The organism is Polynucleobacter hirudinilacicola, from assembly GCF_002192535.1.
Taxonomy (GTDB): Bacteria; Pseudomonadota; Gammaproteobacteria; order Burkholderiales; family Burkholderiaceae; genus Polynucleobacter; species Polynucleobacter hirudinilacicola.
The window spans coordinates 933,447-958,604 of record NZ_NAIA01000003.1; the positions used below are offsets into that span (position 1 = coordinate 933,447).

Genomic DNA, 25,158 nt, shown 5'->3' on the forward strand with positions numbered 1-25,158 from the left:
AAAAAATTAAACTTTGAGAATGCGTTCGCCGCGCCCAATACCAGAACCGCCTGAGCGAACCGTTTCGAGAATCGATTCACGATCAATTGAATCGATGAAGGCATCTAACTTAGCACCATCGCCCGTCAGTTCAATGGTGTAGCTCTTATCCGTCACATCAATAATGCGGCCACGGAAAATATCAGTAGTTCGCTTCAGTTCTTCGCGCTCCTTACCAACAGCGCGCACTTTAATCATCATGAGCTCACGCTCAATGTGCGGACCTTCACTTAGATCAAATACCTTAACAACCTCAACGAGGCGGTTTAAGTGCTTAGTAATTTGCTCAATGACATCATCAGAACCAATGGTGACAATCGTCATGCGTGATAAAGAGGGATCTTCGGTAGGCGCAACACTTAAAGCCTCAATGTTGTAACCGCGCGCCGAGAACAGCCCTACTACTCGTGATAATGCCCCTGGTTCGTTCTCAATTAATATAGAAATAATGTGTCGCATTAAAGATCCTCACTACCCAAAAGCATTTCAGTAATTCCCTTGCCCGCTTGAACCATAGGCCAAACGTTTTCTTCTGGGTCAGTTTGGAAATCCATAAACACGGTTCGATCTTTTAAACGAATCGCTTCCTTGAGCGCGCCCTCAACATCTGACTTCTTCTCAATGCGCATGCCAACGTGACCAAAGGCTTCTGCTAACTTCACAAAGTCAGGCAAAGAATCCATGTATGAGCTGGAGTAGCGCTTGTTATAGGTAAGCTCCTGCCATTGACGAACCATACCTAAATAACGGTTATTCAATGAAACAATCTTCACTGGAGTGTTGTATTGCTTGCAGGTAGAGAGCTCCTGAATACACATCTGAATGGAGCCTTCACCCGTAATCGCAAACACATCTTTCTCCGGGAATGCTTTCTTGATACCCATAGCGTAAGGCAAGCCTACGCCCATGGTGCCAAGACCACCAGAGTTAATCCAACGACGTGGCTGATCAAACTTGTAGTATTGAGCAGCCCACATTTGATGTTGACCTACGTCAGAGGTAATGAAAGCATCACCACCAGTCAATTCCCATAACTTCTGAACCACATACTGTGGCTTCACAATCTGAGAAGCTTCGTCGTATTTCAAGCAATCTTTTTTACGCCACTCATTAATCTGATCCCACCATGCCGCAACTTTCTCACCGTTTTTACGAGGGCCAGAAGCCTTAAGTTGCGCAGTCATCTCAACCAACACTTCTTTGAGATTGCCAACAATCGGAACATCCACCTTCACGCGCTTAGAAATTACGGACGGATCGATATCGATATGAATGATTTTGCGTGGATGGCTTGCAAAATGCTGTGTATTACCAATCACGCGGTCATCAAAACGCGCACCAATTGCAATCAACACATCGCTATGCTGCATAGCCATATTGGCTTCATAGGTGCCGTGCATACCGAGCATGCCAACAAACTGTGGGCTAGTGCCCGGGAATCCACCAAGACCCATCAAAGTATTGGTCACTGGGTAGCCCAATAACTCAGCAAACTCTTTGAGCTCAGGAGCTGCGTCTGCCAGAATAATTCCGCCACCAGTGTAAATATATGGACGCTCTGCTTCTTGCAGTAAGGCAATCGCCTTGCGAATCTGGCCGCTATGTCCTTTCACTACTGGATTGTAAGAACGCATCTCCAGAGTTTCTGGATACACAAAGGGACCCTTAGTTGCCGACACATCCTTAGGGATGTCGATCAACACTGGGCCTGGACGACCTGTCTGTGCAATGTGAAAAGCCTTCTTCAATACCAAAGGAAGATCTTTAACATCTTTTACCAAGAAGTTATGTTTCACAATTGGGCGAGTAATACCAACGGTATCGGCTTCTTGGAAAGCATCTTCACCAATTGCGTAAGTTGGCACGTTACCGCTGATGATCACCATTGGGATCGAGTCGGTATAAGCCGTCGCAATTCCGGTAACTGCATTAGTTACACCAGGACCTGAGGTTACCAATGCAACGCCAACCTTACCGGTTGCACGTGCGTAACCATCGGCCGCATGCACGGCTGCTTGCTCATGACGAACAAGGATGTGTTCAAACTTATCTTGTTTAAAAATTTCATCGTAGATAAAGAGAACAGAACCGCCTGGATAACCCCAAACGTATTCAACTCCCTCTTTGTGCAAAGCTTGCACGAGCATCTCTGCACCAATCATTTCTGGAGGTGCGGCTACGATATTTTGATTTGCTGAGTCTTTGTTAGCTTTAGTAGCTAAAAATTCGGCGCTGCTTGTATTCATTTTCTTTCGTCCTTTGCAATTTTCGGCAAAAAATTGTTTGGTCTGTTCTGTCTCTTGCTTGTGGCCCGAGTTCGAACGGCGCTGCTACCGGAAAAACCACTTCTTGAATGAGAATCTAGGTAGTAAGCCCTATATTCTATAGCAATCCCCTAAAATAGCCCAATTCTTACCGATTCAGGTCTAATCCATTGCATGGCATCAGCCCAAGAACTATCTGACTTTCTGAGCAGTGTCGAGCAGCGTGCTTTTAAGCAAGCCGTATATGCCGTGCGTGATGATGACTCCGCCATGGACATTGTTCAGGACGCCATGATCAAATTGGCTGAAAAATACGGTGATCGCCCAGCCGCCGAGCTTCCCCTGGTATTCACTAGAATTCTGCAAAACCGGATCCATGACTGGTTTAGGCGCCAAAAGGTCAGAAATACCTGGGTAACCCTGTTTTCCAACATGGGTAAGAAAACCGATGACAACGATGATTTTGACCCTTTAGAGTCACTTTCAGCCCCAGATGACAGTGAAATTCACCAAGATGGGGCTCAAAAACTCGAACAGAGTCAGCTTTTACAGGCTTTGGAGTCAGAAATTGCTAAATTACCTGTACGTCAACGAGAAGCCTTCCTGATGCGTTATTGGGATGAGCTAAGTATTACTGAAACCGCTAAAGCAATGAGTTGCAGTGAAGGAAGCGTCAAAACCCATTGTTCTAGAGCCACCCAGACCCTAGCTAAAGCATTGAAACTAAAAGGAATTACGCTGTGAAACACTTTGATGACCAACTGACCGAGACCCAAGCAGACCAATTTGGCCGTGCTAGTGCCGCCCTGCTTAGCCAAGGCGCCCAGAGTCTGCCTGCTGGCATTAAAGACCGCCTCCATGCAGCGCGTATGAAAGCCCTCTCTGTTAGAAAAACAGAAAAAGTATTTGCCCATAAACCTGTATTTGCAAGTACAGCTGGTAGCTGGAACTCAGGATCAAACGGCATGTGGGATACGCTTGGCTGGGTAGCACCTCTCGCGGTACTAGTATTTGGATTAATTGCTATCGCTCAATGGCAAGATGATTCTCGTATTAACGACATTGCCGAAGTGGATGCAGCCCTATTGTCTGATGATGTTCCACCCGATGCCTATGCTGACAGTGGCTTCTTAGCCTTCCTCAAGAATGGTCCTCTATCTGATTCTGGTGATTCCGCTACAGACTCAGTTCAAAGCAAATAATTCAGTACCTTTCGATGTTACGAACACCGAAGTCTTTTATTGCTAGCGCTTGTGCAGCGCTAGTGATCTGCACGCTTGGTATTCATACATCCACTGTTCTTGCACAAGCAACGCCAAGCGCTGCTCTCGGAAAAGCTCCAGCCATTCCAGAAAAGAAACCGGATGGAACATGGGAAGGTCTTAAACCCGCACAACAGCAGATTCTGGCTCCCTTGGAAAGCGATTGGGATTACATGCTTCCCGACAGCCGTAAGAAATGGATTCAAGTAGCCAATATCTACCCAAAAATGAGTCCACAAGATCAGCAGCGCTTGCAATCGCGTATGGCAAGCTGGTCAAACCTATCTCAGAAAGAGCGTCGTATTGCGCGCGAGAACTATCTGAGCAGCCTCAAGTTTCCTGCTGAGAAAAAAGCTGAGGCTTGGACGGCTTATCAAAAGCTCAGTGATGAAACAAAAAGAAAATTGGCTGAAACTCAGACCAAGAAAAAGCCAAATGCCATCAATGCGCCTACACTACAGCAGCATGTCATTAACCCAAACACTACTCCGCCTCCGCCAACTCCAAATCCAAGGAGTCTTCCGGCTGAACCTTCTGGATCAGCCCCTGAGAGCAGTGCACCCAACAACTAGTTTTTTGATGACACTCAAAGCTGTTTTATGACGCCAGCCGAACTCAAAGTCTTACCCTCCCCACAATTCTGGCGCCGCGTTTCATGCTGCTTGTATGAGCAATTGGTACTTCTTGGGGTTATCGCGCTCACCTTTTTACTTCCCAATCTTGGTCTAGGTATTTTGTTTGGAGTTTCACTGCCAAGTTGGTTAACGTTTTTATATCTCTACACCGTACTAGGCATTTACTTTATTTGGTATTGGACAAAGTCGGGCCAGACATTGGCGATGCAAACTTGGCGTGTTCGCTTGATTGATCAGCAAGGCCATACACTCAAAAAACGTCAAGCTTTTTGGCGCTATATTTACGGCTCTCTCTGGCTTATTCCTTGCGTTCTATTGCAATGGGCATTCCGCCTAGAGAAATGGCAAATTATTGAAATGCTTTTTGCAGTGGCCCTATTTTTTTGGCCGCTCACGATTTATTTGGATCGCAAAGATCCAATGCAACGTCAAGGCTTAGCTGATCGTTTTGCGGGGACGCGCCTAGTTGAGCTACCTAAGAACTTAGTGAAGTTAACTTAGTGACTCTCTCTTAAGCATTCAATTGCAGTAGCACTCTGAATCTTTTGACCAAAGCGATATCCAGCCGCTAGACAAGCAATTACGCCAAAGCAAACTCCCATGAGGAGCGACTGACCAAAGGCGTTAAATTCAATCTCCATGACATAGCGACCCAAAGCCCAGGCAGCAGCTCCTGCCGCAAGGCCTGCTAAAGTACCGGCAACGAAACCAATCACCAGCAGTTCAACACGCGCAATACTGGCCAATGTGCTGCGTGAAGCGCCAATCGCTTTTAATAAGGCAGCATTGCGATATCGATCATCCTGGGTTGCTGAAATAGCAGCCACCAGCACTAAGACTGCTGCAGCGATCGTAAATGCGAATAGCAGTCCGAGTGCTGCAGAGAGCTTATTCAAGACATCTTGTATTTGCTTTAGCGATGCCGATACATCAACGACTGTGAGATTGGGGTAAGTTTGCGTCATCTGAAAATCAAGCGCTCCTTGATTTGGGTCTTGATAATAGGAAGTAATCCAGGACTGTGGCAAAGCATTTAATTGCGCAGGCGGCATAATCACAAAGAAGTTGACTCGCATCGACCCCCAATCCAATTTACGCAGCGAGGTGATTGGCGCAGTAATTTTTTCTCCTGCCACCTCAAAAGTCAGTTGATCGCCCATCTTGAGTTTGAGCGTTTTAGCGATTCCCACTTCCATGGATATCTGCGGACTATCTCCCGAAATCCATTTACCCTCAGTCAAGCGGTTGCCTGGCGGCAGCTGATCGGTATAAGAGAGATTAAATTCTCGGTCTACTAAGCGCTTAGCGTTATCCTCTAAAAAATCATTGGGAGAGATGTCGCGCGCATTAATTTCAACCAAGCGACCTCGAATCATGGGGAAAAAGTCTGGTTTTGTCACGCCGGCCTTAACTAAGGACTGGGTGATATTCGACTTTTGATCTCCCTGCACATTAATCATGAAACGATTAGGTGCATCTGTTTGGATATTTCCTTGCCAGGTATTTAACAAATCTTGGCGTAACAACAAGATCATTAATAAGGCCATTAAGGCGATACCCAGTGAAGTCATTTGCATCACCGCAAAACCAGAGCGCCGAGTTTGTGCAGTAATCGCGAAGCGAAGCGCAAAATTCTTTGTCCGAATTTTGCTCAATATCTTGAGGATTATCCAAGCACAAGCAGAAAACACCACAATAGCCCCGCCAAAACTAAGACCAGCCCAAAAGGCTAACTTTAAGTCTCGTGCTGCAAGCGCTATGAGAACGGCTGCTGTACCCAAACCAAAGATAGCGACCCATATAGCCGAACTATTGATACCTTCAAATTCTTTACGGATGAGTCGTATTGGTGAAATCTTCACCAATGAAAAGATTGGTGGCCCAGCAAAGCCAATCAACAGAAAAAAGGCAAAGAGTGAGCTCCAGATAACAGGCCAGACTGAAATACTAGGCAAGCTTGTCAAAATCAAATTTCCTAGCAAGAAGGTTAATGCCAGTTGGACCAAATAACCGAGAGCAGATCCCAATAGTGCAGCAAAGAGTCCCAAACCTAGAATTGTTTTGAATTGTTTTTTTAGAATGATGGATGTAGTCGCGCCAAAGCATTTGAGAACCGCACAACCATCGGCCTGTTTAAGTGCATAACGACGCGCTGATAAAGCAATCGCTACAGCTGCCACCATGGCGGTAAGAACAGCAATCAGGGATAGAAAGCGCTCTGCCCGCTCTAAAGTTTTTCGCATTACAGGCTGTGCATTTTCTAGCGTCTCAATTCGTAAGCCGCGCAAGCCCTCAGAATCAATATAGCCCTTGACCCATTTTTCATATGACTGAACTTGCTCATCATCGCCAGCAAGCAGCAAGCGATAAGTCACCCTACTGCCAAGCCCGATTAAACCCGTAGCTGGTAAATCCTCTAATGACATCATCACGCGTGGTGCAAAGTTCATAAAGCCCGCACCGCGGTCTACTTCACGCTCAAGCACACCAGCAATTTGAAATTTTTTCTGTCCTAGTGTCATTTGATCACCAAGCTTTGCCTGTAAACTGCCCAGCATGACTGGATCGACCCACACAGAACCAGGTGGTGGCCCAGACTTAAAAATTGAGCTGCTCGCCTGCACCTGTAGAGCACCACGCAACGGATATAGTGGACTTACTGCTTTTAAAGAAGCCAATTTGCTCTGCGATCCCACAGTTGCCATACTCGGGAACACAATCGTCTGAGCAATCTTCAGATTCTGACTAGCTGCTTGCGTAATAAATCGCTCTGGGAGCGGCTGATCTGAAGCAATCAATACATCAGAGGCAAGTAATTGGCGGGCATCAAACTGAAATGCCCTTTGCATACGATCAGCCAGAAAGCTAACGCTGGATAAAGCTGTAACCGAAAGTGTTAGCGCAATAAATAGCCAAGCTAGCTCGCGAGAGCGCAGCTCTTGTTTAAGACTCTTGAGAAAGTCGGCTATCAGCTTCAAATTGCCTGAATCTGACCGCCATCTATACGCATGACAGTGCCAGTAATAAAGGAGGCGTTCTGGCTAGCCAAAAATGCTGCAGCATCACCATACTCTTGAGGATCTCCATAACGACCCATCGGAATCTGCTGTAAGCTTGCTTTAACCGCATCCGCGTAAGAAATATTCTCACGTTTAGCTTTGGCCTCATCTAATTGGCGTAAGCGATCAGTTGCAATGCGACCCGGCATGATGATGTTCACAGTCACACCTTCATGGGCCACTTCAGCAGACAATGTTTTAGACCATGCCAGTAGTGCAGCTCGCAAGGTATTAGAAATCGCTAAATTTTTAATTGGGGCAATAGCGCCTGAGGTGGTGCTAGTAATAATGCGCCCCCACTGACGCTGCCGCATACCTGGCAATACCCGGTCAGTAATAGCAATCAGTGACAGAACCATGTCATTAAAGCTTTTTTGCCAAAGAGCAGGATCTTGGCCCGTAGCCAAGGTTGGAGGCGGCCCACCAGTGTTATTAATCAAGATATCAATTGGGCCCAGCTCTTTTTCAACTTGAGAAACCAAGCCATCAATCACAGAAATATCTGAGAGATCCCAGTTCAGCGCCAAAGCTTTACCGCCAGCTGCCTCAATCAATTCAACCGAATGCTTCAGGCCTTCGGGATTACGGCCAGTGACTGCAACCTTCACACCCTCGCGCGCCAGGGATACCGCCATAGCTTGGCCTAGGCCACGGCTAGATGCCATGACCAATGCAACCTTACCCTTAATTCCTAAATCCATTTTGTCTCCTATGTACTTTTTATATATAGATTTGCTTTTAGATCAATATCCCATGGGCTTGGGCAGATTGGCAGCATATTTATCTAGTTGCACCTCATATTCCTTAAAAATCTCTGCAAGAGCCTGTTGTTGGCCCATTACCAAGGCTGCTGGTGTGTTGTCTTTTAAAGCAATACGTTTGCTATATCGATTACTACCAATTATGGGGTTGCCTTTACCGCTATTGGTCACGGTCAAGAAAAACTCGATGCTCACTACGGCTTCGGGCTTTACACGATAGTCGCCATAGAATTCATTAACGGTTGCTTGTAGGGTGTAATACGGAAAGAAGCTATTGCTTTGCCCTACTGCCGCAGAAAATATCCCCGACTTGTTAATCCATTGACGCTCTGCATTCGAAATCATATCGGCTGGCAATGTCGTATAGACGTTGTAAAAATCTTTTTCAAAACGCTGATCACCAAGGCGGTAAACCAAAGATCTACCATCGTATGGAGGCGCTACAGAAACAGAGCCAATTTTGAGCCAAAAGCTTGAGCGATTCTTGAGGGGTTCACCACTGCGCTCTGGATTGACCATAAAGGCAGTTGGAGTAACAGGCGCTCGGCTTGGTAATGAACATGCAAATAAACCCAAAACTATGACAGAAAGAAGAATGCGCTTCATTATTTTTGAACTCCAGGTTGTTCTTGCGTACCATTCATCGGCAGCACAATTTTTGCAGGTAGCTCACCCCAGATCAAACTAGATGGGGATTGGCTAGCGATGCGGCTGAACTCATTCAGATTCTCAGTGGTTTGCTTGAGATTTTCAATCGTTGCGGTAGTGTCCCCTTGAATGCTCGTGACGGTTTGGCGCAAGGAAACAATAGCCCCAACCAATTCACGCATGAGGATATTTAACTCTTCCTTATCCGTTACCTTAGCAAGGCGCTCCATGATGACATTGAGAGATTGGACTGAGCGCACAAGGCCTTCATGACTTTTGCCATCACCTGCCATCAAAGTATTTAAATTAACTAACAGCTGATCAAACTTCTTTTGCGTTTCCTCAATATTTGCATGATTTAATGTACTGATAAATTTTTGCAATCCAGAAATAATTTCATCCGCTTGACTAGGAAGCGAGGGTATCACTGGATCAGAAGGTTCCCAAGAGTACGCAAGTGGAGTGTATTCAGAACTACTGCTAGTGAAATCAAACTCAACATAGTTAACGCCAGTGATGCCCATCGACTTCACGCGTGCCCGCAGATTATTTTTAATAAAGTCTTCAATCTGATCCTTAGTTAATTTATCCCCAAAGATTTGCATGCGTATCACTACGTATTGAAGACGCTTCTCGAAGGGAATATCTTTTTCATAGATATCCCCAGATAATCCAATCATGGTGACTTGGCCAATCTTGACCCCCCTAAAGCGAACTGCAGCTCCAGTATCAAGGCCAGTAACAGACTGCTTCAAGTAGGTTTCTACGACAAAGGATTTTTGGAACAATTGGCCTGATCCGAAGACCAAAATAATTGCTATTAGCGCTCCGATCGCGGCAAGGACAAAAACGCCTAAACGGAAATAATTTGGATTGGAATTATTACTCATGCAGCTTCCTTGCTCATCATGCGATTGAAGAATTGATGGACCCTAGGGTCGGGACTGGTATCTCTTAGTACTTTCGGGTCACCCTGGGCAATGATGCCCTTGCTTGCCTTATCCAACATAATGACCTTGTCTGCAATAGCATAAATACTAGCTAACTCATGCGAGACAATCACAAACGTAATTCCTAAATTCTTAGAAAGATCCAAGATCGTACTATCTAGATCTGCTGAAGTAATGGGGTCAAGACCTGCAGAGGGCTCATCTAAGAATAAGATCTTAGGATCTAAAGCCATCGCTCTAGCAATGGCAGCACGCTTTTGCATGCCACCGCTAATTTCGTTAGGCATATAGCTCTCATATGGCAATAGGCCTACTAAATCTAACTTACAGCGCGCTAATAGATTCATCTGCTCTTGCTGGAGATCGGTGTACTCCTGCATAAATAGCGTCACGTTATCTAACAAGTTCATCGAGCCAAATAATGCACCTTGTTGATACATCACACCAAAGCTAGTCATAATCTTTTGGCGCTCCGCACCAGTTGCAGTGGTGATATTCATATCTTCAATGAGGACATCGCCTGATATGGGCTCATATAGGCCAAAGAGATTTTTCAGTAGGCTTGATTTTCCACAACCGGAACCGCCCAAGATCACAAAGATCTCACCATAATTAACCGAGAAGTTGAGATTTTGCAAAAGAATATTTGAGCCATAACCTACGGTCAAATTCTGAACATCAATCGCAAGTGCGTTCTGGTCCATTAGAAGCCTGTCTTATAAGAGATGTATGCAAAGATGCCGTCCACCACCACAATCATGACAATGCTGCTGACCACCGCACGAGTAGCAGAGATGCCAACAGCTGCTGCACCAGTGCCAGTTTGCATGCCACGTAGACAGCCAACAGCAGATACGACAACACCAAACAAGGTTGCCTTAATCAATCCAGAGCCAATATCCTCAATAGTCACCGTTTGCACCATACCATTCCAAAAATTAATGAATGGGATGTCATAGGCCAGCATCGTCACCATAGAAGCAAAAATACTCACGATGTCAGCAAATAAAGTTAAGACTGGCATGACTAAAATTCCGGCAAGCACACGGGGTACTACCAGGAAGCGAATTGGGCTCAGGCCACCAGTCACCAATGCATCTACTTCACTATTTACAGTCATCGTACCAATCTCAGCAGCAAAAGCTGCTGATGAACGACCAGCAAGCAAGATTGCAGTAATCAAGGGACCCATCTCGCGCACAATACCCAGCGCCGCCAAAGGACCAACAAAAGAGACTGCTCCAAACTGCTTCATCCCGATAGCAGCCTGAAAAGACAAAATAACGCCAATGAGGAATGACACTAAACCAACGATTGGTAAGGCGGCAATACCTGCTTGAACAGCCGCATTGACAAAGTCGCCCCAGCGCACTTGATTTGGATTACGCAAGGACCAAAATAAATCAGCCGCTAGGTGGCCAGTGAAAGTCACGAGGCCTTTGGCATCGTCTAATAAAGCCTGGGTAACTTTGCCAGTTTCAATGATGAAACCGCTCTTGAGAGTCGCTTTGGGAACTGGAAATAAATTAGCGATCGGGTCGAACTCTTTAAGCAATGGTTCATATTTAGGATCTAGCCCCACTATGGAAAACTTGCCACCTGATTTTTGTTGCGCTTCTTCAAGGTCAATTAAAAATGCAATTCCTGCGACATCGAGCGATGCAATATGAGTGGCGTCAAAAACCAATGAGTGACTACCTGAACTTTTTAACCAAGCGTCTTGTTGTTCGCGTATTTGAGTCCATACATTTGTTAGTGAATAGACATCCACTTTGCCAGTAACCAAAACCTTGGCATTCTCTGAGTCGACCAATACCCACTTCGCAATCGAAGTATTTACTGTGGCGGTATCGGTACTGGTCGTCATTATCAAAAAAGGGGTTCTAGTAGGCTTCTAAAGTGCTAATACGGGTGATTACGGCAATTTCGCTAAGAGCATGAAATCGTCCAATCCCAACTATAAGGGATCTTCATGAAGGGCTTGAGAAAGTGAAAAGGGCCCAGTTTTTCAACTAGGCCCTCAATAAGATGGTGCGGCTGGCAGGAATTGAACCCACGACCCCTTGGTTCGTAGCCAAGTACTCTATCCAGCTGAGCTACAGCCGCAACAGCCATAATTATGCCATGGAAGAGAAAAACTACATTACACCCACTGGCCACGAACGCATCAAAGCCGAGCTTCTGCAGCTCTTAAACCTTGATCGGCCTGAGGTAGTAAAGGTAGTTCACTGGGCCGCCTCCAATGGCGACCGTTCGGAAAATGGGGACTATATATATGGCAAAAAGCGGCTTCGGGAGATTGACCGCCGGATTCGCTTTCTCAATAAAAGACTGGAATTTGCTGTGGTTGTAGACAATTTAGCCCGCAAAAATGGGGATGCTGATGCCGAGCAAGTATTCTTCGGGGCTACGGTTACCTACTCCTCGCTAGAGGGTCCAGATGCTGGAAAAGAAACCGTGATCACAATTGTGGGAGTCGATGAGGTTGATCTTGAGAAAGGTCACGTCAGCTGGGTATCACCAATTGCTAAAGCTTTAATCAAAGCAAAATTAGGGGATTGCGTGTCAATCCAAACCCCCACCGGACCTTGTGAAATTGAAATACTAGACGTCCAGTATCTCTAGAATGATTTAGGGGTTTAAAGCGCCCTAGTGCGAGTCACTCGCATCACATCATGGTTGGTGCGTAGGCTGCGCATGACCTTAGATAAATGCAAACGATCATATACCTGGATCGTGAATCGAATAGTGACCGAGTCTTCTTTGTAGCGATCTTCCATCGATACATTCATGATGTTGGAATCCGCAGAGGTGACACTACTGGCAACTCGTGCTAGAACACCTTTACCTTGACGGGTATCAATCGCTAAATCAACTTCAAACTCTCGATGAACTTCCTTGCCCCACTCTACCTCGACCCACTTATCACCATCCTTTGACAGCATGCGCAGAGCAACTGGGCAATCGTTGGTATGTACTTGTAGACCCTCACCCTTACCGAGATAACCAATAATGTTATCGCCTGGTATCGGATGGCAGCAGGTCTGAAAACTAATGGAATTACCTTCACGTCCATCTACCAAGATTGCCTGGCGCTGATGGTGACTGACTTCAGTAGTCGATGCTATCCAGTCAGCAGCACCCAAACGCATTTGATCGCCGCCACCTTCGTCATCTATCAAGATCTTAAGACGAATTGCGAGTTCTTGAGGCGATCTTCTGCCTAAGGCAATATTGACGCAGGCCTCTTCGCGTGTTTTATCACCGGTCCAATGCATCAACTTTTCCCAAATCTCTGGGGTAATCAAAGCAGCATCAACACCCTGCTGTCGAAGACCGTTGGCCAAGAGGCGTTCGCCCAATTGCAAAGATTCAGCGTAATGTTTTGTTTTTAAGGAATGTCGTATAGAGGCGCGCGCTTTACCGGTCCGTACAAAGGCTAACCAACCAGGATTGGGCTGCGAGTTTGCCGAAGTCACTACCTCAATAATGTCGCCATTCTTGAGTTCGCTGCGCAGCGGTAATTGCAGGCCGTTAATTTTTACAGCAACACAATTGTTCCCAAGGTCACTATGAATGGAGTATGCAAAGTCTAGTGCTGTTGCGCCCCGAGGTAAGGCTCTGATTTGCCCCTTTGGAGTAAATACATAGACTGCATCAGGAAACAAATCAATTTTGACATGCTCTAAAAATTCTTGAGAATCGCCACTGCTATCCTGAATATCAATCAAGGACTGTAACCACTGATGAGCGCGGTTCTGTACCTCACTCATGTCCGGTGAGCCATCCTTGTAAGCCCAGTGCGCAGCAACCCCCGCCTCTGCGACCGCATGCATATCCGTTGTACGAATCTGGAACTCCACAGGAACACCTGATGGACCCAATAAAGTTGTATGCAGTGATTGATAGCCATTGAGCTTTGGAATCGCGATGTAATCCTTAAACTTGCCTGGCATTGGCTTGTAGAGGGAATGCAAAATACCCAAGGCGCGATAGCATTCATCAATGGTATGCACTGTCACACGGAAGGCATATACGTCTAGAACTTGAGAAAAACTCACATGCTTGCTACGCATCTTGTTATAGATGCTATACAGCGTCTTTTCTCGACCACGTAGATCTACTTCGAGATTGGCTTTAGCAAAAGACATTCGCGAGGCTTGCAAAATCTTCTCAATGATTTCCTTACGATTGCCACGCGCCCTTTTTACTGCACCTTCAATGACGCGAAAGCGCATTGGCATGGAATACCGAAAACTTAAATCCTGTAAATCACGGTAAATGATGTTCAAACCTAAGCGATGTGCAATAGGCGCATAGATTTCGATTGTTTCTGCGGCAACCCGACGACGCTTTTCCATCGGGACAGCATCTAAGGTACGCATATTGTGCGTACGGTCAGCCAGCTTGACTAAGATGACTCGGACATCACGCGCCATCGCCATAAACATTTTGCGAAAGCTCTCTGCTTGGGCTTCAGCATGGCTTTGGAACTCTAATTTATCAAGCTTAGTGAGGCCTTCTACGAGCTCGGCAACCTTAGTACCAAACTTTTCAACCAAGTCAGCTTTAGTCGAGCCGGTATCTTCAATCACATCATGTAATAAGGCCGCCATGATCGAGGGCGCATCTAGGCGCCAAGTTGCACACAACTCAGCCACTGCAACTGGATGGGTAATGTAAGGCTCACCACTGTGACGGTATTGCCCTAAGTGAGCGGTATCTGCAAACTGAAATGCTTTTTTAACTAGTGCTACTTCATCAGGCTTCAAATAAGTAAGCTTCGAGAGTAAGTTCTCGGTTGAAACAACTTGATGTTTTAAGGGGGTAATGGGCGCAGATGTTGGCCCAAATAGATGGCGGCTTGATTGCGCTAGCAATGTTGCTAGAACTGATTTATTACCGCCGTCTTGATTGATTTGCTTTAATGTGTCTGAAGAGATATTCAACAGATCAACTTGGGATGCTCCAAGCGAAGTCTCTCTAGGCGAGACCCCTCCTACTAATTCCGATGTTCTGACTGTTCCTAAAGGGAGCTCCACACCGGAACTCCTAAATTACAAAGGTACTTTGGTCAGCATGTCACGGTCAGTCACACCAGCAGCAACTTCGCGTAATGCAACTACTGTCGCTTTATCTCTGGACTCAACACGTGGAGAGTGACCTTGAACCAGTTGACGCGCACGATAAGTCGCAGCCAAAACCAGTTCAAAACGATTTGGGATAGTTTTAAGACAATCTTCTACAGTAATACGGGCCATCCTGAACTCACTTAAATTTAGCTTCAATACCTATAGGATAACTGATTAGACCCCGAGACGCTTCAAAAGGGCTGGATTTCTGGCCATGCTGGGCCCAGAACGCAGGCGACTAGAGGCCAAAATATGCTGAAGATCCATAAGGGCCTGCTCAAAGGAGTCATTGACCACAATGAAGTCAGCCTCATGGGCATGCTGTAATTCAACATGAGCAGCTGCCAAACGTCTCTGAATAGTAGCTTCATCATCCTGCCCGCGTTTACGCAAGCGCTCTTCTAAAGCCGCAATCGAGGGTGGAAAAATAAAGATCCACTGAACTGATGGAATCAATTGACGAATCTGTTGTGCGCCTTGCCAATCGATCTCAAGCATGACATCACTGCCCGCTTCCATTTGAGATTCGATCCAAGGCTTGGATGTTCCATAAAAATGGCCATGCACTTCCGCCCACTCTAAAAAGAGGTTTTGATCTCTCTCGCGGATAAATTCTTCTTTTGACACGAAGCGATAATTTTTGCCATCCACTTCTCCCGGTCTTGGAGCTCGCGTAGTAGTTGATAGAGATAGTTTTAATCCCGGGTCATCTTTTAACAAAGCATCCACTAAAGAAGATTTGCCTGCGCCAGATGGCGCAACAATCATCAGCATGCTGCCTTGATATGAAGGGATCTGGTTTGGATTGGTCATAAAGTAATTGTACGGATTACTCTAGGTTTTGTACTTGTTCGCGCATTTGCTCAATCAAGAGCTTGAGCTCTAGGGCAGCCTGAGTACATTCTTCAGAAACTGACTTTGAACTTAAGGTATTTGCTTCACGATTAAGCTCTTGCATCAAGAAATCTAAGCGCTTACCGACGGGTCCTTTACCTGCCAGAGCAGTATCCACCGCTTGCAGGTGGGTCTTGAGACGGGCAAATTCTTCAGCAACATCAATCCGTACTGCATAGAGAACGACTTCTTGACGAATACGCTCCATCAACTCAGTGCCAGATCCACTGGAACTCTTTCCTTGTTCTTGGGCTGCTAAAGCTTCTGCCAAACGTTCGGTAAGCTTTTCTTGATATTGCGCTACATATTGAGGAACTTTAGGTTCGATCACTTTTACAATCTCACGCATTTTGGTGGTGATGCTGGTGAGAACGCCAACCAAGGCTTTGCCCTCAGCATTGCGACTATCCATCAAGACAGTTAAGGCTGCTTTACCAGCTTCAATCGTAGCCGCAATCCAGCCTTCTTCCTCACCACGGGGCTCGGATACTACTCCGGGCCAACGTAATACATCGGCAACACTTAACTCTCTCGCATTAGTAAACGTTTCCTGGGCCTGAGCTTGAAGAGCCTTGAGCGCCTCTAAGCGATCTTGATTGAGAGCGCCCAGGGCCTGTGAATTGGCTTTGACTGCCCCACCATTGCTATTGATACGCCAAGCAGCCCTAAACTCCACCTTACCCCGTGAGAGACTTTGGCTTACTAGCTCCCGCAAAGCAGGCTCTGCCCCACGGCATTCGTCTGGGAGACGAAAACCCAAATCCAGAAAGCGGCTATTCACAGCCCGACATTCCACCTGCAGATCAGCAACTACGCCGGCTCCTAAAGAGACTTGGCGAGAAGCGCTGCCATAACCAGTCATGCTCGATATCATATGGACATTGTAGATTCTTATTTGTTCCAACCCAAACCTTTAGGCAAAATTCGATGAGCACCCAATCTATCACCCGTCCAAGCGGCCGTAAGCCCAAAGACTTGCGTCCTGTCACGATTTCTAGGGCCTTTACTAAGCACGCTGAAGGTTCTGTACTAATCGCCTTTGGAGATACCAAGGTGCTATGTACTGCCAGCATTTTGGATAAGGTGCCGCCACATAAAAAAGGTTCAGGCGAAGGTTGGGTTACTGCTGAATACGGTATGCTCCCGCGCTCCACTCACACCCGCAGTGATCGTGAAGCTGCACGTGGCAAACAATCGGGCCGTACCCAAGAAATCCAGCGCCTCATTGGTCGCGCTATGCGTAGCGTCTTTGATCTCCAAATTTTGGGGGAACGCACGATTCACTTAGATTGCGATGTCCTGCAGGCTGACGGCGGCACTCGTACCGCTTCAATTACTGGAGCCTATGTTGCAGCACGTGATGCAGTTAATCATTTGCTTAAGAGTGGCGCCCTCACGCAAGACCCAATTATTGATAGCGTCGCTGCCATCTCCGTTGGTATTTATCAAGGCACTCCCGTTTTAGATTTAGATTACCCCGAAGATTCTGCTTGCGATACCGATATGAATGTGGTGATGACTGGTAAAGGCGGCATGATTGAAGTGCAAGGTACCGCTGAGGGAGCGGCCTTTTCAAGAAGCGAGCTCAACGCCCTACTCGACTTGGCTGAACAAGGCATCCACGAGCTGACCCAACTGCAAATTGAAGCGTTGAAGTAAAACATCAATGCAAAAGCTTGTTCTCGCTTCTAATAATGCTGGCAAGGTCAAAGAGTTTCAGGCGCTTTTGGCGCCCTTACATTTTGAAGTAATTCCGCAAGGGGCGCTTGGCATTCCATCAGCAGAAGAGCCCTTCCACACCTTTGTTGAGAATGCTCTAGCTAAGGCACGTCATGCCAGTAGCGCTAGTGGTTTACCAGCGCTAGCAGATGACTCCGGTATTTGTGCTCATGCTCTCGATGGTAGACCCGGTGTTTACTCCGCGCGCTATGCTGGTGAGTATGCAAATGATGCTGCCAATAATCAAAAACTCATTACTGAATTAAGCAATCGATCCGATCGAAGCGCACATTATGTTTGCGCCCTTGTCTTCATCAATAGCGCCGATGATCCAAATCCCTTGATTGTTGAAGCTAGCTGGCATGGAATTATTGTGGATCAAGCTAAAGGGAGCAATGGCTTTGGTTATGATCCGCATTTTTTTCTTCCAGAACTCGGTAAGACGGCTGCCGAACTCGATCCTGCGCAAAAGAACTTAATCAGCCATCGTGGCCAAGCTCTGCGGGAGCTTATTCGTCAATTGCAGGCTCGCTTTTAATTACCGTGCTCAATCAGCCCACCTTTACTGCATTGCCACCCTTGGCTTTGTATATTCACTTTCCCTGGTGTGAAAAGAAATGTCCTTACTGTGATTTCAACTCCCACCAAATTAAAGAACCCGCTTCTAATTCCTTAGGCGGCTTTGATGAGCAACGGTATATTCATGCTCTCATTGCCGATCTTGAAACCGAGCTGCCAAATACCTGGGGTCGCCAAGTGCACAGCATCTTTATTGGCGGTGGCACACCCAGCCTCTTATCTGCTGCCGGCATGGATCAGCTACTGTGTGCTGTTCGCGCCCGCATCAATTTAGAGCCCGATGCGGAGATTACGATGGAAGCCAATCCAGGATCCGTGGAAGCTGATAAGTTGGCAGGCTTTGCCAAGGCAGGAGTTAATCGGGTTTCTTTAGGTATTCAGAGCTTTCAGGATGAGCAACTTAAAGCACTGGGCCGCATCCACAATGGTACTGAAGCAAAACGTGCCGTACAGATTGCACTTGATCACTTTAAGTCCGTTAATTTAGATCTAATGTATGGACTGCCTAATCAAAGTCTTGAGGCGGCAAGATCGGATATTGAGACTGCGCTTTCTTTTCAGACACCTCATCTCTCTTTGTACAACCTCACGCTTGAGCCTAATACTTACTTTGCTAACTTTCCTCCGAAGTTACCAAGTGATGATGAGATTGATGCCATCTTCGAGCAGAACTTAGAACTTCTGATGAAAGCGGGCTATAAGCGGTATGAAGTTTCTGCTTATGCCAAGAAAGATCAGGAATGCAAACATAACCTAAACTACTGGCGCTTTGGTGATTACATCGGCATTGGCGCCGGCGCCCATGGCAAGATTTCTTATCCGGGAAAGATTACTCGCCAAGTTCGAGAGCGCCACCCCGAAACCTATATGCAAGCGATGGAGACCAAAGGCAATGCCCTGATTGAGTCTCGCGAACTTGCCGTTAAAGATCTTCCTTTTGAGTTCATGCTGAACGCTCTTAGGCTTACCGATGGCGTTGATACCAACACCTTTAGTGAGCGTACTGGCCTGCCTTTGAGCCTCATTAGCCAGAGCCTGGATGAGGCAAGCAAAAAAGGTTTGCTAGATGAGAATCCAAGCAAGTTAAAGCCAACTACTTTGGGTCTACGCTACCTGAATAATCTCCAAGAAATGTTCTTGGACTAAGTTACTTTCGGGTTACCGATAATGACTTATTGATTTATTTGCCAGTCCAAACAGGTGGCTCGCCCTTTAAAAAGGAAGCAACGCCATTTTTAAAATCATCACTGCCATAGGTTTCCCGAATCAGATCCTGGCAATCCGGCAGCTGACTAGCAATGATTCTGGCCATCGCCAGCTTGCTCGCTTTTTGCGTAATGGGGGCGAGTTTTAATAAGCGCTCAGCCAAGGCGTCCGCCTCTTGACCAAGCTGTTCTTGATCATAGGTAGCTAATAAGTAACCTTGCGTATTGAGTTCATGAGCGGAAACCATTTCAGCAAGCAAAAGCATACGCCTGACGATATTCATACCCATATGGGCAGCCAACCAGGCGATATTGCCAGGATAGAGGCAATTGCCCAAGGTTCTGGCAATCGGTACGCCAAACTTGGCATCTGGCGTGGAGATTCTGAAATCACAACAAGTTGCAATGGCCAAGCCACCACCTACTGCCATGCAATCAATCACTGCGATGGTTGAAATCGGCAATGATGCCAAAGGGTTGAGATAGTCATGTATGGCTTCTTCGTAACGCACCCCATCTTCACCATCTTTAAAACTGGTGAATTGCGCGATGTCACTGCCAGAGACAAAAGACTTGCCACCTGCCCCACGAAAGATGGCCACACGAATCGCAGGATTCTTGGCAATGTCCAGACAAATAGATTTAAGGCTTTCATACATGCCAACCGTCATGGCATTGCGAGCTGCTACATGATCAAAAGTGACATAAGCAATCTTGTCGCGCAACTCGACCGTGACTTGCGCGACCTTAGCCTCTAAATCCTTTTGCGTCATGAATAAAGCTTATTCAGCCTTAATATTTAAGCTCTTGACTAAGCGCTGGTATTTAGCAAGTTCACCTGCAAGGAAAAGACTAAAGGCTGCAGGAGTTGTTGGTCCTTCAGGCTGCAATCCCTGTGAATCTAGCGTCTTCTTGATCTGTGGATCTGCCATTGCAGATTTAACTGCTTGATCAATCCTGTTCACCACTGCTGGATCCATGCCTTTGGGTCCCATCACGGAATACCAATTGGTCACATCAAATCCAACAATTCCAACTTCGTTAAAGGTTGGCACATTTGGAAGAATAGATAAACGTTTTGGAGTAGAGATCGCCAATGCTTTGAGGCCGCCCTGATTAATTTGCTGCAAGTTTGGCGGCAAAGTATCAAAGTTCATCGTGATCTGGCCACCGAGTAAATCGATAATCGCTTGGCCACTGCCCTTGTAAGGAACGTGATTAATGGAGATGCCGGCAATTTTCGAAAAGAGAGCGCCCGCCAAATGCTGGGTGCTACCAATACCAGAGGAACCATAAGTCATCTGCCCTGGATTAGATTTAGCAAGTGAAATCAATTGCGCTACTGAGTTCACAGGCAATGATGATTTAACAACCAACACGTTTGGCACATAGCCTAAGTAAGTAATCGGCGTAAAGTCTGTCGCTGGATTGTATGGAACGTTTGTCAATACAAATGGTGCGATCGCATTTGAATTGGAGTGCCCCATGAGTAAGGTGTAACCATCAGGGTTCGATTTGGCCACCAAATCAGCACCAATAGTTCCAGCCGCACCGGATTTATTTTCAATAATGATACTTTGGCCCAAGAGCTCGCTCATCTTCGGTGCAATGGCGCGCGCAACAATATCAGTACCGCCACCAGGTGCGAAACCAACAATTAAGCGAATTGGTTTTGCGGGATAGGTTTGCTGGGCGAATGCAAAGAATGATGAGCAAGTCAGCGTTACAGCAATCAGGCTACGAACAGCCAACTTTGGTAATTGAATCAACATACAGTCTCCAAATCTTGTTTTAATTGTGTTTGATACTATTAGACATTCATTCTAAACATATAAAAACCATTGAGACAATGACGAAAACACCTACTTCTAAGCCTTCTTCTAGGCCTTTACCCCTCGCTGGAGTAAGGGTACTGGACGTTAGTCAAGTCATGGCTGGCCCCTACTGCTGCATGCTCTTGGCTGACCTTGGTGCAGATGTCATCAAGATCGAGCCTCCTGGTGCTGGTGATCAAACTCGGGGAGCTATGGGTTTCAAGATGAAGGGCTCGGATAGCATGGGCTTTTTGAATATGAATCGCAATAAGCGTAGCTTGACCCTCAATCTCAAAACTGATGCGGGCAAGAAGGTCTTTTTTGAATTGGTGAAGACTGCCGATATTCTGGTGGAGAACTATCGACCAGGTGTCATGAAAAAACTGGGGATTGATTACCCCACTCTTCAAGCCATTAATCCTGGCTTGGTCTATGCCAGCATCTCGGGTTTTGGGCAAAGTGGCCCCTGGGCAGACCGGCCTGGTTTTGATTTGATGGCACAAGCGATGTCTGGCGTGATGAGTGTGACCGGCTATCCTGATGGTCCACCCGTCAAAGCAGGTGTTCCGGTAGCGGATATTGGTTGTGCCCTGTTTGCTGTTTACGGAATCCTATCCGCCTATATTGGTAAAACGAAATCGGGCGAAGGGCAATTTATAGATGCCTCCTTATTTGACTCCGCTTTAGCCTTTTCTATTTGGGATACCGCGCAATACTGGGGCACTGGGGTTGAGCCTTATAAGCTGGGAACCGCAAATCATATGAGTGCCCCCTACCAAGCCATGAAAGCTTCTGATGGGTATTTTGTGATGGGTGCTACTAACCAGAAATTGTGGAAACTACTTTGCGACAAAATTGGCCATCCTGAGCTATTTGAAGACGCTCGCTTTAAAACCAATCCGCTACGTTTAGCCAATCGCTTAGAGCTCGCTACTGAACTAGAAAAAACGTTTGTCACTAGAACCAGTCATGAGTGGGTTGATGATCTATTGGCTGCAGGTATTCCAGCAGGCCCAATCAATACCTACCCAGAGGCGTTTGATAGCGAACATGGCCGTCATCGCAACATGCGTATGGAAATTGATCATCCAATTGAAGGCACCATTCCCAATATTGGCTTTGCCGTCAAGATGATGGGCACTCCGCAACAGGTACGCAAGCACCCGCCATTACTGGGTGAGCACACTGGCGAAGTGCTTGCTGAACTAGGAATTGCTGGTGATGAACTCAAAGCCTTAGAAGCGGGTGGCGCATTTGCACCTTAAGTAGCCCTAGTGCAAGCTTATTTGCCTACAGTAATTACCTTATCCTAGATACTAAATTTAACTAAAAGATATATGCGCCTTCGTTCACTGATAACCTGTCTTACCCTCTCCCTTGCCTTGCTAGGCTGCTCTTCCCTAGAGCGCAAATCTGCTGTTCCTGCCCAAGCAATGAGTAAAGCGCAAATTGCTGGATTGCCAAGTGTTCGTTACCTGATATCTACGCAGTCTGGGGTAGATGCCATGGTGAATGACGTGATACTTTTGGAGCAGTCCCGCGGTAAGAATGCCTTTACTGGTGATGCTAACTATTTAGCCCTTTCTGGTGGCGGGGATGATGGCGCTTTTGGCGCAGGTCTTTTAGTCGGCTGGTCTAAGCAAGGCACTAGACCCAACTTCAATTTAGTTACCGGAATTAGTACCGGTGCATTAATCGCTCCATTTGCCTATCTGGGAAAAGAATATGACCCAGCTCTGCGGAATGTCTACACCAATATCCAGCCCAAGGATATTTTTGTAGAGCGCGGCATTATCTCGGGGATATTTAGCGATGGCTTGGCAGACTCTACACCCCTATATCAACTGATTTCTAAATATGTTGATGCAGACTTTCTCAAGAAAATTGCCTATGAATACAACACCAATGGCCGCTGGTTATTGATCGGCACGACCAATATTGATGCAGGCGTGCCTGTAGTCTGGAATATGGGTCGTATTGCTAGTGTTGGCACACCCGAGGCACTAGAACTCTTTCGCCGCATCATGCTTGCTTCTGCCTCCATTCCAGGCGCATTCTCGCCGGTAATGTTTGATTTTTTAGTGGACTCACAAGCTTTTCAAGAAATGCATGTAGATGGCGGAGCTAGTACACAGGTATTTTTATACCCCTCTGCTGCCGCGCAGAAGGCGATTGAATTAGATATTCGGCGACGCAACAGTCGCCAGGCTTACATCATCCGTAACTCAAGGCTAGACCCTCGCTGGAATGAGACTCAGCGTAGTACGTTAAGTGTTGCAGGTCGGGCGATTTCTCAATTGATTCAAACCCAAGGTATTGGTGATCTCTATCGCATTTATACAATGACTAAGGCGGATAATGTTGGATTCAATTTGGCCTATATCGGATCAGACTTTAATGAACCTCACCGAGAAGAGTTCGATACCAAGTATATGAATGCTCTATTCCAATATGGCTATGAGCATGCTGTAAAAGGATATCAGTGGAGTAAATACCCGCCAGGCTTTAGTGGTGCGTTTGATACCGATGGCGAGAAAATGATTCTGAATAAAGCAGGCAACAAGAAGTAAAGACTCCCAAGAAAAACCTCAGTCAATCAGCTGGGGTTTGGCCACATTAAAAAAGAACCGGAATCGAGAATTGGTTTATTTAACCAAGAATATATGCTGAAAAGTAATCCAAGCCCCCACACTAATAAATAGTAGCGCAAGAAATTTACCCAACAGAATTCCTAGAGTAGATCAAAGCCAATAATTCCAAAGTCAGAAGTTATAGAAAATAGATTCACTGATGCCTTTGGTACTCAAGGGAAAGATTTGAAGATCAATAGGTATGTTTTTAGGTATGTATAAAAGAAAAAGGCCCGTTAGGGCTTTATCTACATACATCTGTGGCGGAAGAGGTGAGATTCGAACTCACGGAGGACTTTCATCCTCGCCAGTTTTCAAGACTGGTGCATTCAACCGCTCTGCCACTCTTCCTTTGATGTGAATCCCGGTTGATTCAAGCCACAGATTATAGAGAACTTTTGATGAGCCCCTCTAAATGATTGGCAATTGCTAGGCTGGAGGTTAATCCTGGGGACTCAAAGCCATACAAGTTATAGAGACCCTGGAGACCATGGTCTTGTGGAGAGTTAAAACAAAAGTCTCCTGCAGGTGTGTTTGGCGGTACTATTTTGGCCCTCACACCTGAATAATCAGGCTGTAATGCGTTGTCCTTTAGGCCGGGCCAATACCTTCTTACGGCTTCATAAAAGCCATCCCCCCGCTTTGGATTGACCGTGTAATCGATTTGATCTTCCTCATCGATTTCTAACCATTCCACATCGGGACCAAACTTCGCTTGCCCACCCATATCTAAAGTGAGATGGACGCCAAGACCACCAGGCTCGGGAATCGGATAGATCAAATGGGTGAACGGTGATTTACCGGACAGTGAAAAGTAGTTTCCTTTTGCAAAATAGGCTTTGGGGATTTGGTCTGGGTTTAAATCCTCAATCTTTTGCGCAATTGCAGGTGCGCTCATACCAGCGCAATTAATTAAAAACTTGGTTTGTAATTGCATGCCATCTGGACCACCAATTTCCAACTCGAATCCATTTCGTGCATTTTGTCCGATTGGCCTAGCGCCGATGAGTGGTGATTGATAAGCAACCATTCCGCCAGCATCCTCAAATCCGCCCAATAAGGACAACATAAATCCATGGCTATCTACGATACCAGTCGAAGATGACAATATTGCAGCGAAACATTTCAGATTAGGCTCAAGCGTTTTTGCCTCCCTTTCTGAAATCATTTTGATCTCAGGAACGCCGTTATTTTGAGCCTTATAAAAAATAGCCTGGAGATCATTCATTTGAGTTTCATCGCTTGCAACAATCAGCTTGCCATAAGGTCTTGTTGCCACCTGATGGCTGCGACAGTATTCGTAGAGCAGACGATTGCCCTCTACACAAAGTTTGGCCTTAAGTGAGTCCTTTGGGTAATAAATGCCAGCATGAATGACCTCACTATTGCGGGCACTGCTGATGGTGCCAAAGGCGCTCTCTCGCTCCAATAGAATCGTCTCTCGACCCTGTAGGGCCATTTCTCTGGCGATTGCAAGGCCAATCACTCCTGCACCGACGACTACACAGTCAACCCGCTCCATTTATCCGTCCTAGGGCTTTATTTATCTTTGAATATGCTGAAATCG

General features: G+C 46.3%; 25 protein-coding genes and 2 tRNA genes. 10 read left to right on the top strand and 17 right to left on the bottom strand.

Annotated features, from left to right (window positions below; genetic code table 11):
• Positions 1-6: 6 nt before the first annotated feature.
• Both ilvN and B6A14_RS08855 read right to left on the bottom strand, forming a co-directional pair.
• On the bottom strand, positions 7-498 hold the full coding sequence (gene ilvN / locus B6A14_RS08850) for an acetolactate synthase small subunit (RefSeq protein ID WP_087910093.1): 492 nt from the start codon (positions 496-498) through the stop codon (positions 7-9).
• Positions 498-2,285, bottom strand: a complete 1,788-nt coding sequence (locus B6A14_RS08855; protein ID WP_087910094.1) for an acetolactate synthase 3 catalytic subunit — start codon at positions 2,283-2,285, stop codon at positions 498-500. The genes ilvN and B6A14_RS08855 overlap by 1 nt, the downstream gene beginning before the upstream one ends.
• Before the next feature lie 192 nt (positions 2,286-2,477).
• On the opposite strand from B6A14_RS08855, the gene B6A14_RS08860 reads away from it, so the two are divergent.
• The 4 genes from B6A14_RS08860 to B6A14_RS08875 are packed head-to-tail and all read left to right on the top strand — an operon-like array spanning position 2,478 to position 4,701.
• Positions 2,478-3,047, top strand: a complete 570-nt coding sequence (locus B6A14_RS08860) for an RNA polymerase sigma factor (protein WP_087910095.1) — start codon at positions 2,478-2,480, stop codon at positions 3,045-3,047.
• Positions 3,044-3,505, top strand: a complete 462-nt coding sequence (locus B6A14_RS08865; protein WP_087910096.1) for a DUF3619 family protein — start codon at positions 3,044-3,046, stop codon at positions 3,503-3,505. The genes B6A14_RS08860 and B6A14_RS08865 overlap by 4 nt, the downstream gene beginning before the upstream one ends.
• 14 nt (positions 3,506-3,519) lie before the next feature.
• Positions 3,520-4,137 (top strand): DUF3106 domain-containing protein, encoded by a 618-nt coding sequence (locus B6A14_RS08870; RefSeq protein WP_087910097.1) that lies wholly within the window; start codon positions 3,520-3,522, stop codon positions 4,135-4,137.
• A gap of 27 nt (positions 4,138-4,164) precedes the next feature.
• Positions 4,165-4,701, top strand: coding sequence for an RDD family protein (locus tag B6A14_RS08875; protein ID WP_087910098.1), 537 nt, complete (start codon positions 4,165-4,167; stop codon positions 4,699-4,701).
• Here the strand turns inward: B6A14_RS08875 and B6A14_RS08880 are convergent.
• The 7 genes from B6A14_RS08880 to B6A14_RS08910 form a co-directional block, all read right to left on the bottom strand.
• Positions 4,698-7,178 carry an ABC transporter permease gene (locus tag B6A14_RS08880; protein ID WP_201721500.1) on the bottom strand — a complete coding sequence of 827 codons (2,481 nt, stop codon included), beginning with the start codon at positions 7,176-7,178 and terminating at the stop codon, positions 4,698-4,700. The two genes, B6A14_RS08875 and B6A14_RS08880, sit on opposite strands and share 4 nt — an antisense overlap.
• Entirely contained in the window at positions 7,175-7,960 is a 786-nt protein-coding gene (locus B6A14_RS08885) for an SDR family oxidoreductase (RefSeq protein WP_087910099.1), read from the bottom strand. Before B6A14_RS08885 ends, B6A14_RS08880 begins: the two co-directional genes overlap by 4 nt.
• A 42-nt stretch (positions 7,961-8,002) precedes the next feature.
• Positions 8,003-8,626, bottom strand: coding sequence for a PqiC family protein (locus B6A14_RS08890; RefSeq protein ID WP_236635702.1), 624 nt, complete (start codon positions 8,624-8,626; stop codon positions 8,003-8,005).
• On the bottom strand, positions 8,626-9,558 hold the full coding sequence (locus tag B6A14_RS08895) for an MlaD family protein (protein ID WP_087910101.1): 933 nt from the start codon (positions 9,556-9,558) through the stop codon (positions 8,626-8,628). The genes B6A14_RS08890 and B6A14_RS08895 overlap by 1 nt, the downstream gene beginning before the upstream one ends.
• Positions 9,555-10,322 (bottom strand): ABC transporter ATP-binding protein, encoded by a 768-nt coding sequence (locus B6A14_RS08900; RefSeq protein ID WP_087910102.1) that lies wholly within the window; start codon positions 10,320-10,322, stop codon positions 9,555-9,557. The genes B6A14_RS08895 and B6A14_RS08900 overlap by 4 nt, the downstream gene beginning before the upstream one ends.
• Positions 10,322-11,485 (bottom strand): ABC transporter permease, encoded by a 1,164-nt coding sequence (locus B6A14_RS08905; RefSeq protein ID WP_087910103.1) that lies wholly within the window; start codon positions 11,483-11,485, stop codon positions 10,322-10,324. Before B6A14_RS08905 ends, B6A14_RS08900 begins: the two co-directional genes overlap by 1 nt.
• 162 nt (positions 11,486-11,647) lie before the next feature.
• Positions 11,648-11,724: transfer RNA gene (locus B6A14_RS08910), tRNA-Arg, on the bottom strand.
• 18 nt (positions 11,725-11,742) lie between these two features.
• Between B6A14_RS08910 and greB the strand changes: the two genes are divergently transcribed.
• The gene (gene greB, locus B6A14_RS08915; protein ID WP_087910104.1) at positions 11,743-12,243 is read left to right on the top strand and encodes a transcription elongation factor GreB; all 501 of its coding nucleotides are present in this window, start codon (positions 11,743-11,745) and stop codon (positions 12,241-12,243) included.
• Positions 12,244-12,257: 14 nt separating this feature from the next.
• On the opposite strand, the gene B6A14_RS08920 is transcribed toward greB, so the two are convergent.
• Genes B6A14_RS08920 through B6A14_RS08935 form a run of 4 tightly spaced genes read right to left on the bottom strand, consistent with a single transcriptional unit; the run spans position 12,258 to position 16,518 of the window.
• A complete protein-coding gene (locus tag B6A14_RS08920; protein WP_087910105.1) occupies positions 12,258-14,660 on the bottom strand; it encodes a RelA/SpoT family protein in 2,403 nt (800 codons plus the stop codon).
• Positions 14,661-14,675: 15 nt separating this feature from the next.
• A complete protein-coding gene (rpoZ, locus tag B6A14_RS08925) occupies positions 14,676-14,879 on the bottom strand; it encodes a DNA-directed RNA polymerase subunit omega (protein WP_011902918.1) in 204 nt (67 codons plus the stop codon).
• Positions 14,880-14,924: 45 nt separating this feature from the next.
• Positions 14,925-15,563, bottom strand: a complete 639-nt coding sequence (gene gmk, locus B6A14_RS08930) for a guanylate kinase (RefSeq protein WP_087910106.1) — start codon at positions 15,561-15,563, stop codon at positions 14,925-14,927.
• Between the two features lie 16 nt (positions 15,564-15,579).
• On the bottom strand, positions 15,580-16,518 hold the full coding sequence (locus tag B6A14_RS08935; RefSeq protein WP_087910107.1) for a YicC/YloC family endoribonuclease: 939 nt from the start codon (positions 16,516-16,518) through the stop codon (positions 15,580-15,582).
• Positions 16,519-16,571: 53 nt separating this feature from the next.
• Between B6A14_RS08935 and rph the strand changes: the two genes are divergently transcribed.
• Genes rph through hemW form a run of 3 tightly spaced genes read left to right on the top strand, consistent with a single transcriptional unit; the run spans position 16,572 to position 19,088 of the window.
• Positions 16,572-17,303 (top strand): ribonuclease PH, encoded by a 732-nt coding sequence (rph, locus tag B6A14_RS08940; protein WP_087910108.1) that lies wholly within the window; start codon positions 16,572-16,574, stop codon positions 17,301-17,303.
• A gap of 7 nt (positions 17,304-17,310) precedes the next feature.
• Positions 17,311-17,901, top strand: coding sequence for an RdgB/HAM1 family non-canonical purine NTP pyrophosphatase (gene rdgB, locus B6A14_RS08945; RefSeq protein ID WP_087910109.1), 591 nt, complete (start codon positions 17,311-17,313; stop codon positions 17,899-17,901).
• A 5-nt stretch (positions 17,902-17,906) separates the two neighbouring features.
• Complete coding sequence (hemW, locus tag B6A14_RS08950; RefSeq protein ID WP_087910110.1) at positions 17,907-19,088, top strand: radical SAM family heme chaperone HemW; 1,182 nt, start codon at positions 17,907-17,909, stop codon at positions 19,086-19,088.
• Positions 19,089-19,122: 34 nt separating this feature from the next.
• On the opposite strand, the gene B6A14_RS08955 is transcribed toward hemW, so the two are convergent.
• On the bottom strand, positions 19,123-19,920 hold the full coding sequence (locus B6A14_RS08955) for an enoyl-CoA hydratase/isomerase family protein (protein WP_087910111.1): 798 nt from the start codon (positions 19,918-19,920) through the stop codon (positions 19,123-19,125).
• Between the two features lie 9 nt (positions 19,921-19,929).
• A complete protein-coding gene (locus tag B6A14_RS08960) occupies positions 19,930-20,919 on the bottom strand; it encodes a Bug family tripartite tricarboxylate transporter substrate binding protein (protein ID WP_087910112.1) in 990 nt (329 codons plus the stop codon).
• A 77-nt stretch (positions 20,920-20,996) separates the two neighbouring features.
• Between B6A14_RS08960 and B6A14_RS08965 the strand changes: the two genes are divergently transcribed.
• Both B6A14_RS08965 and B6A14_RS08970 read left to right on the top strand, forming a co-directional pair.
• Positions 20,997-22,226, top strand: a complete 1,230-nt coding sequence (locus tag B6A14_RS08965; RefSeq protein ID WP_087910113.1) for a CaiB/BaiF CoA transferase family protein — start codon at positions 20,997-20,999, stop codon at positions 22,224-22,226.
• Between the two features lie 72 nt (positions 22,227-22,298).
• On the top strand, positions 22,299-23,531 hold the full coding sequence (locus tag B6A14_RS08970) for a patatin-like phospholipase family protein (protein WP_087910114.1): 1,233 nt from the start codon (positions 22,299-22,301) through the stop codon (positions 23,529-23,531).
• Positions 23,532-23,852: 321 nt separating this feature from the next.
• Here the strand turns inward: B6A14_RS08970 and B6A14_RS08975 are convergent.
• Together B6A14_RS08975 and B6A14_RS08980 are read right to left on the bottom strand one after the other, a co-directional pair.
• Positions 23,853-23,942 (bottom strand) — tRNA-Ser (locus tag B6A14_RS08975).
• 34 nt (positions 23,943-23,976) lie between these two features.
• Positions 23,977-25,113 carry an NAD(P)/FAD-dependent oxidoreductase gene (locus B6A14_RS08980; RefSeq protein ID WP_087910115.1) on the bottom strand — a complete coding sequence of 379 codons (1,137 nt, stop codon included), beginning with the start codon at positions 25,111-25,113 and terminating at the stop codon, positions 23,977-23,979.
• Between the last annotated feature and the right edge of the window lie 45 nt (positions 25,114-25,158).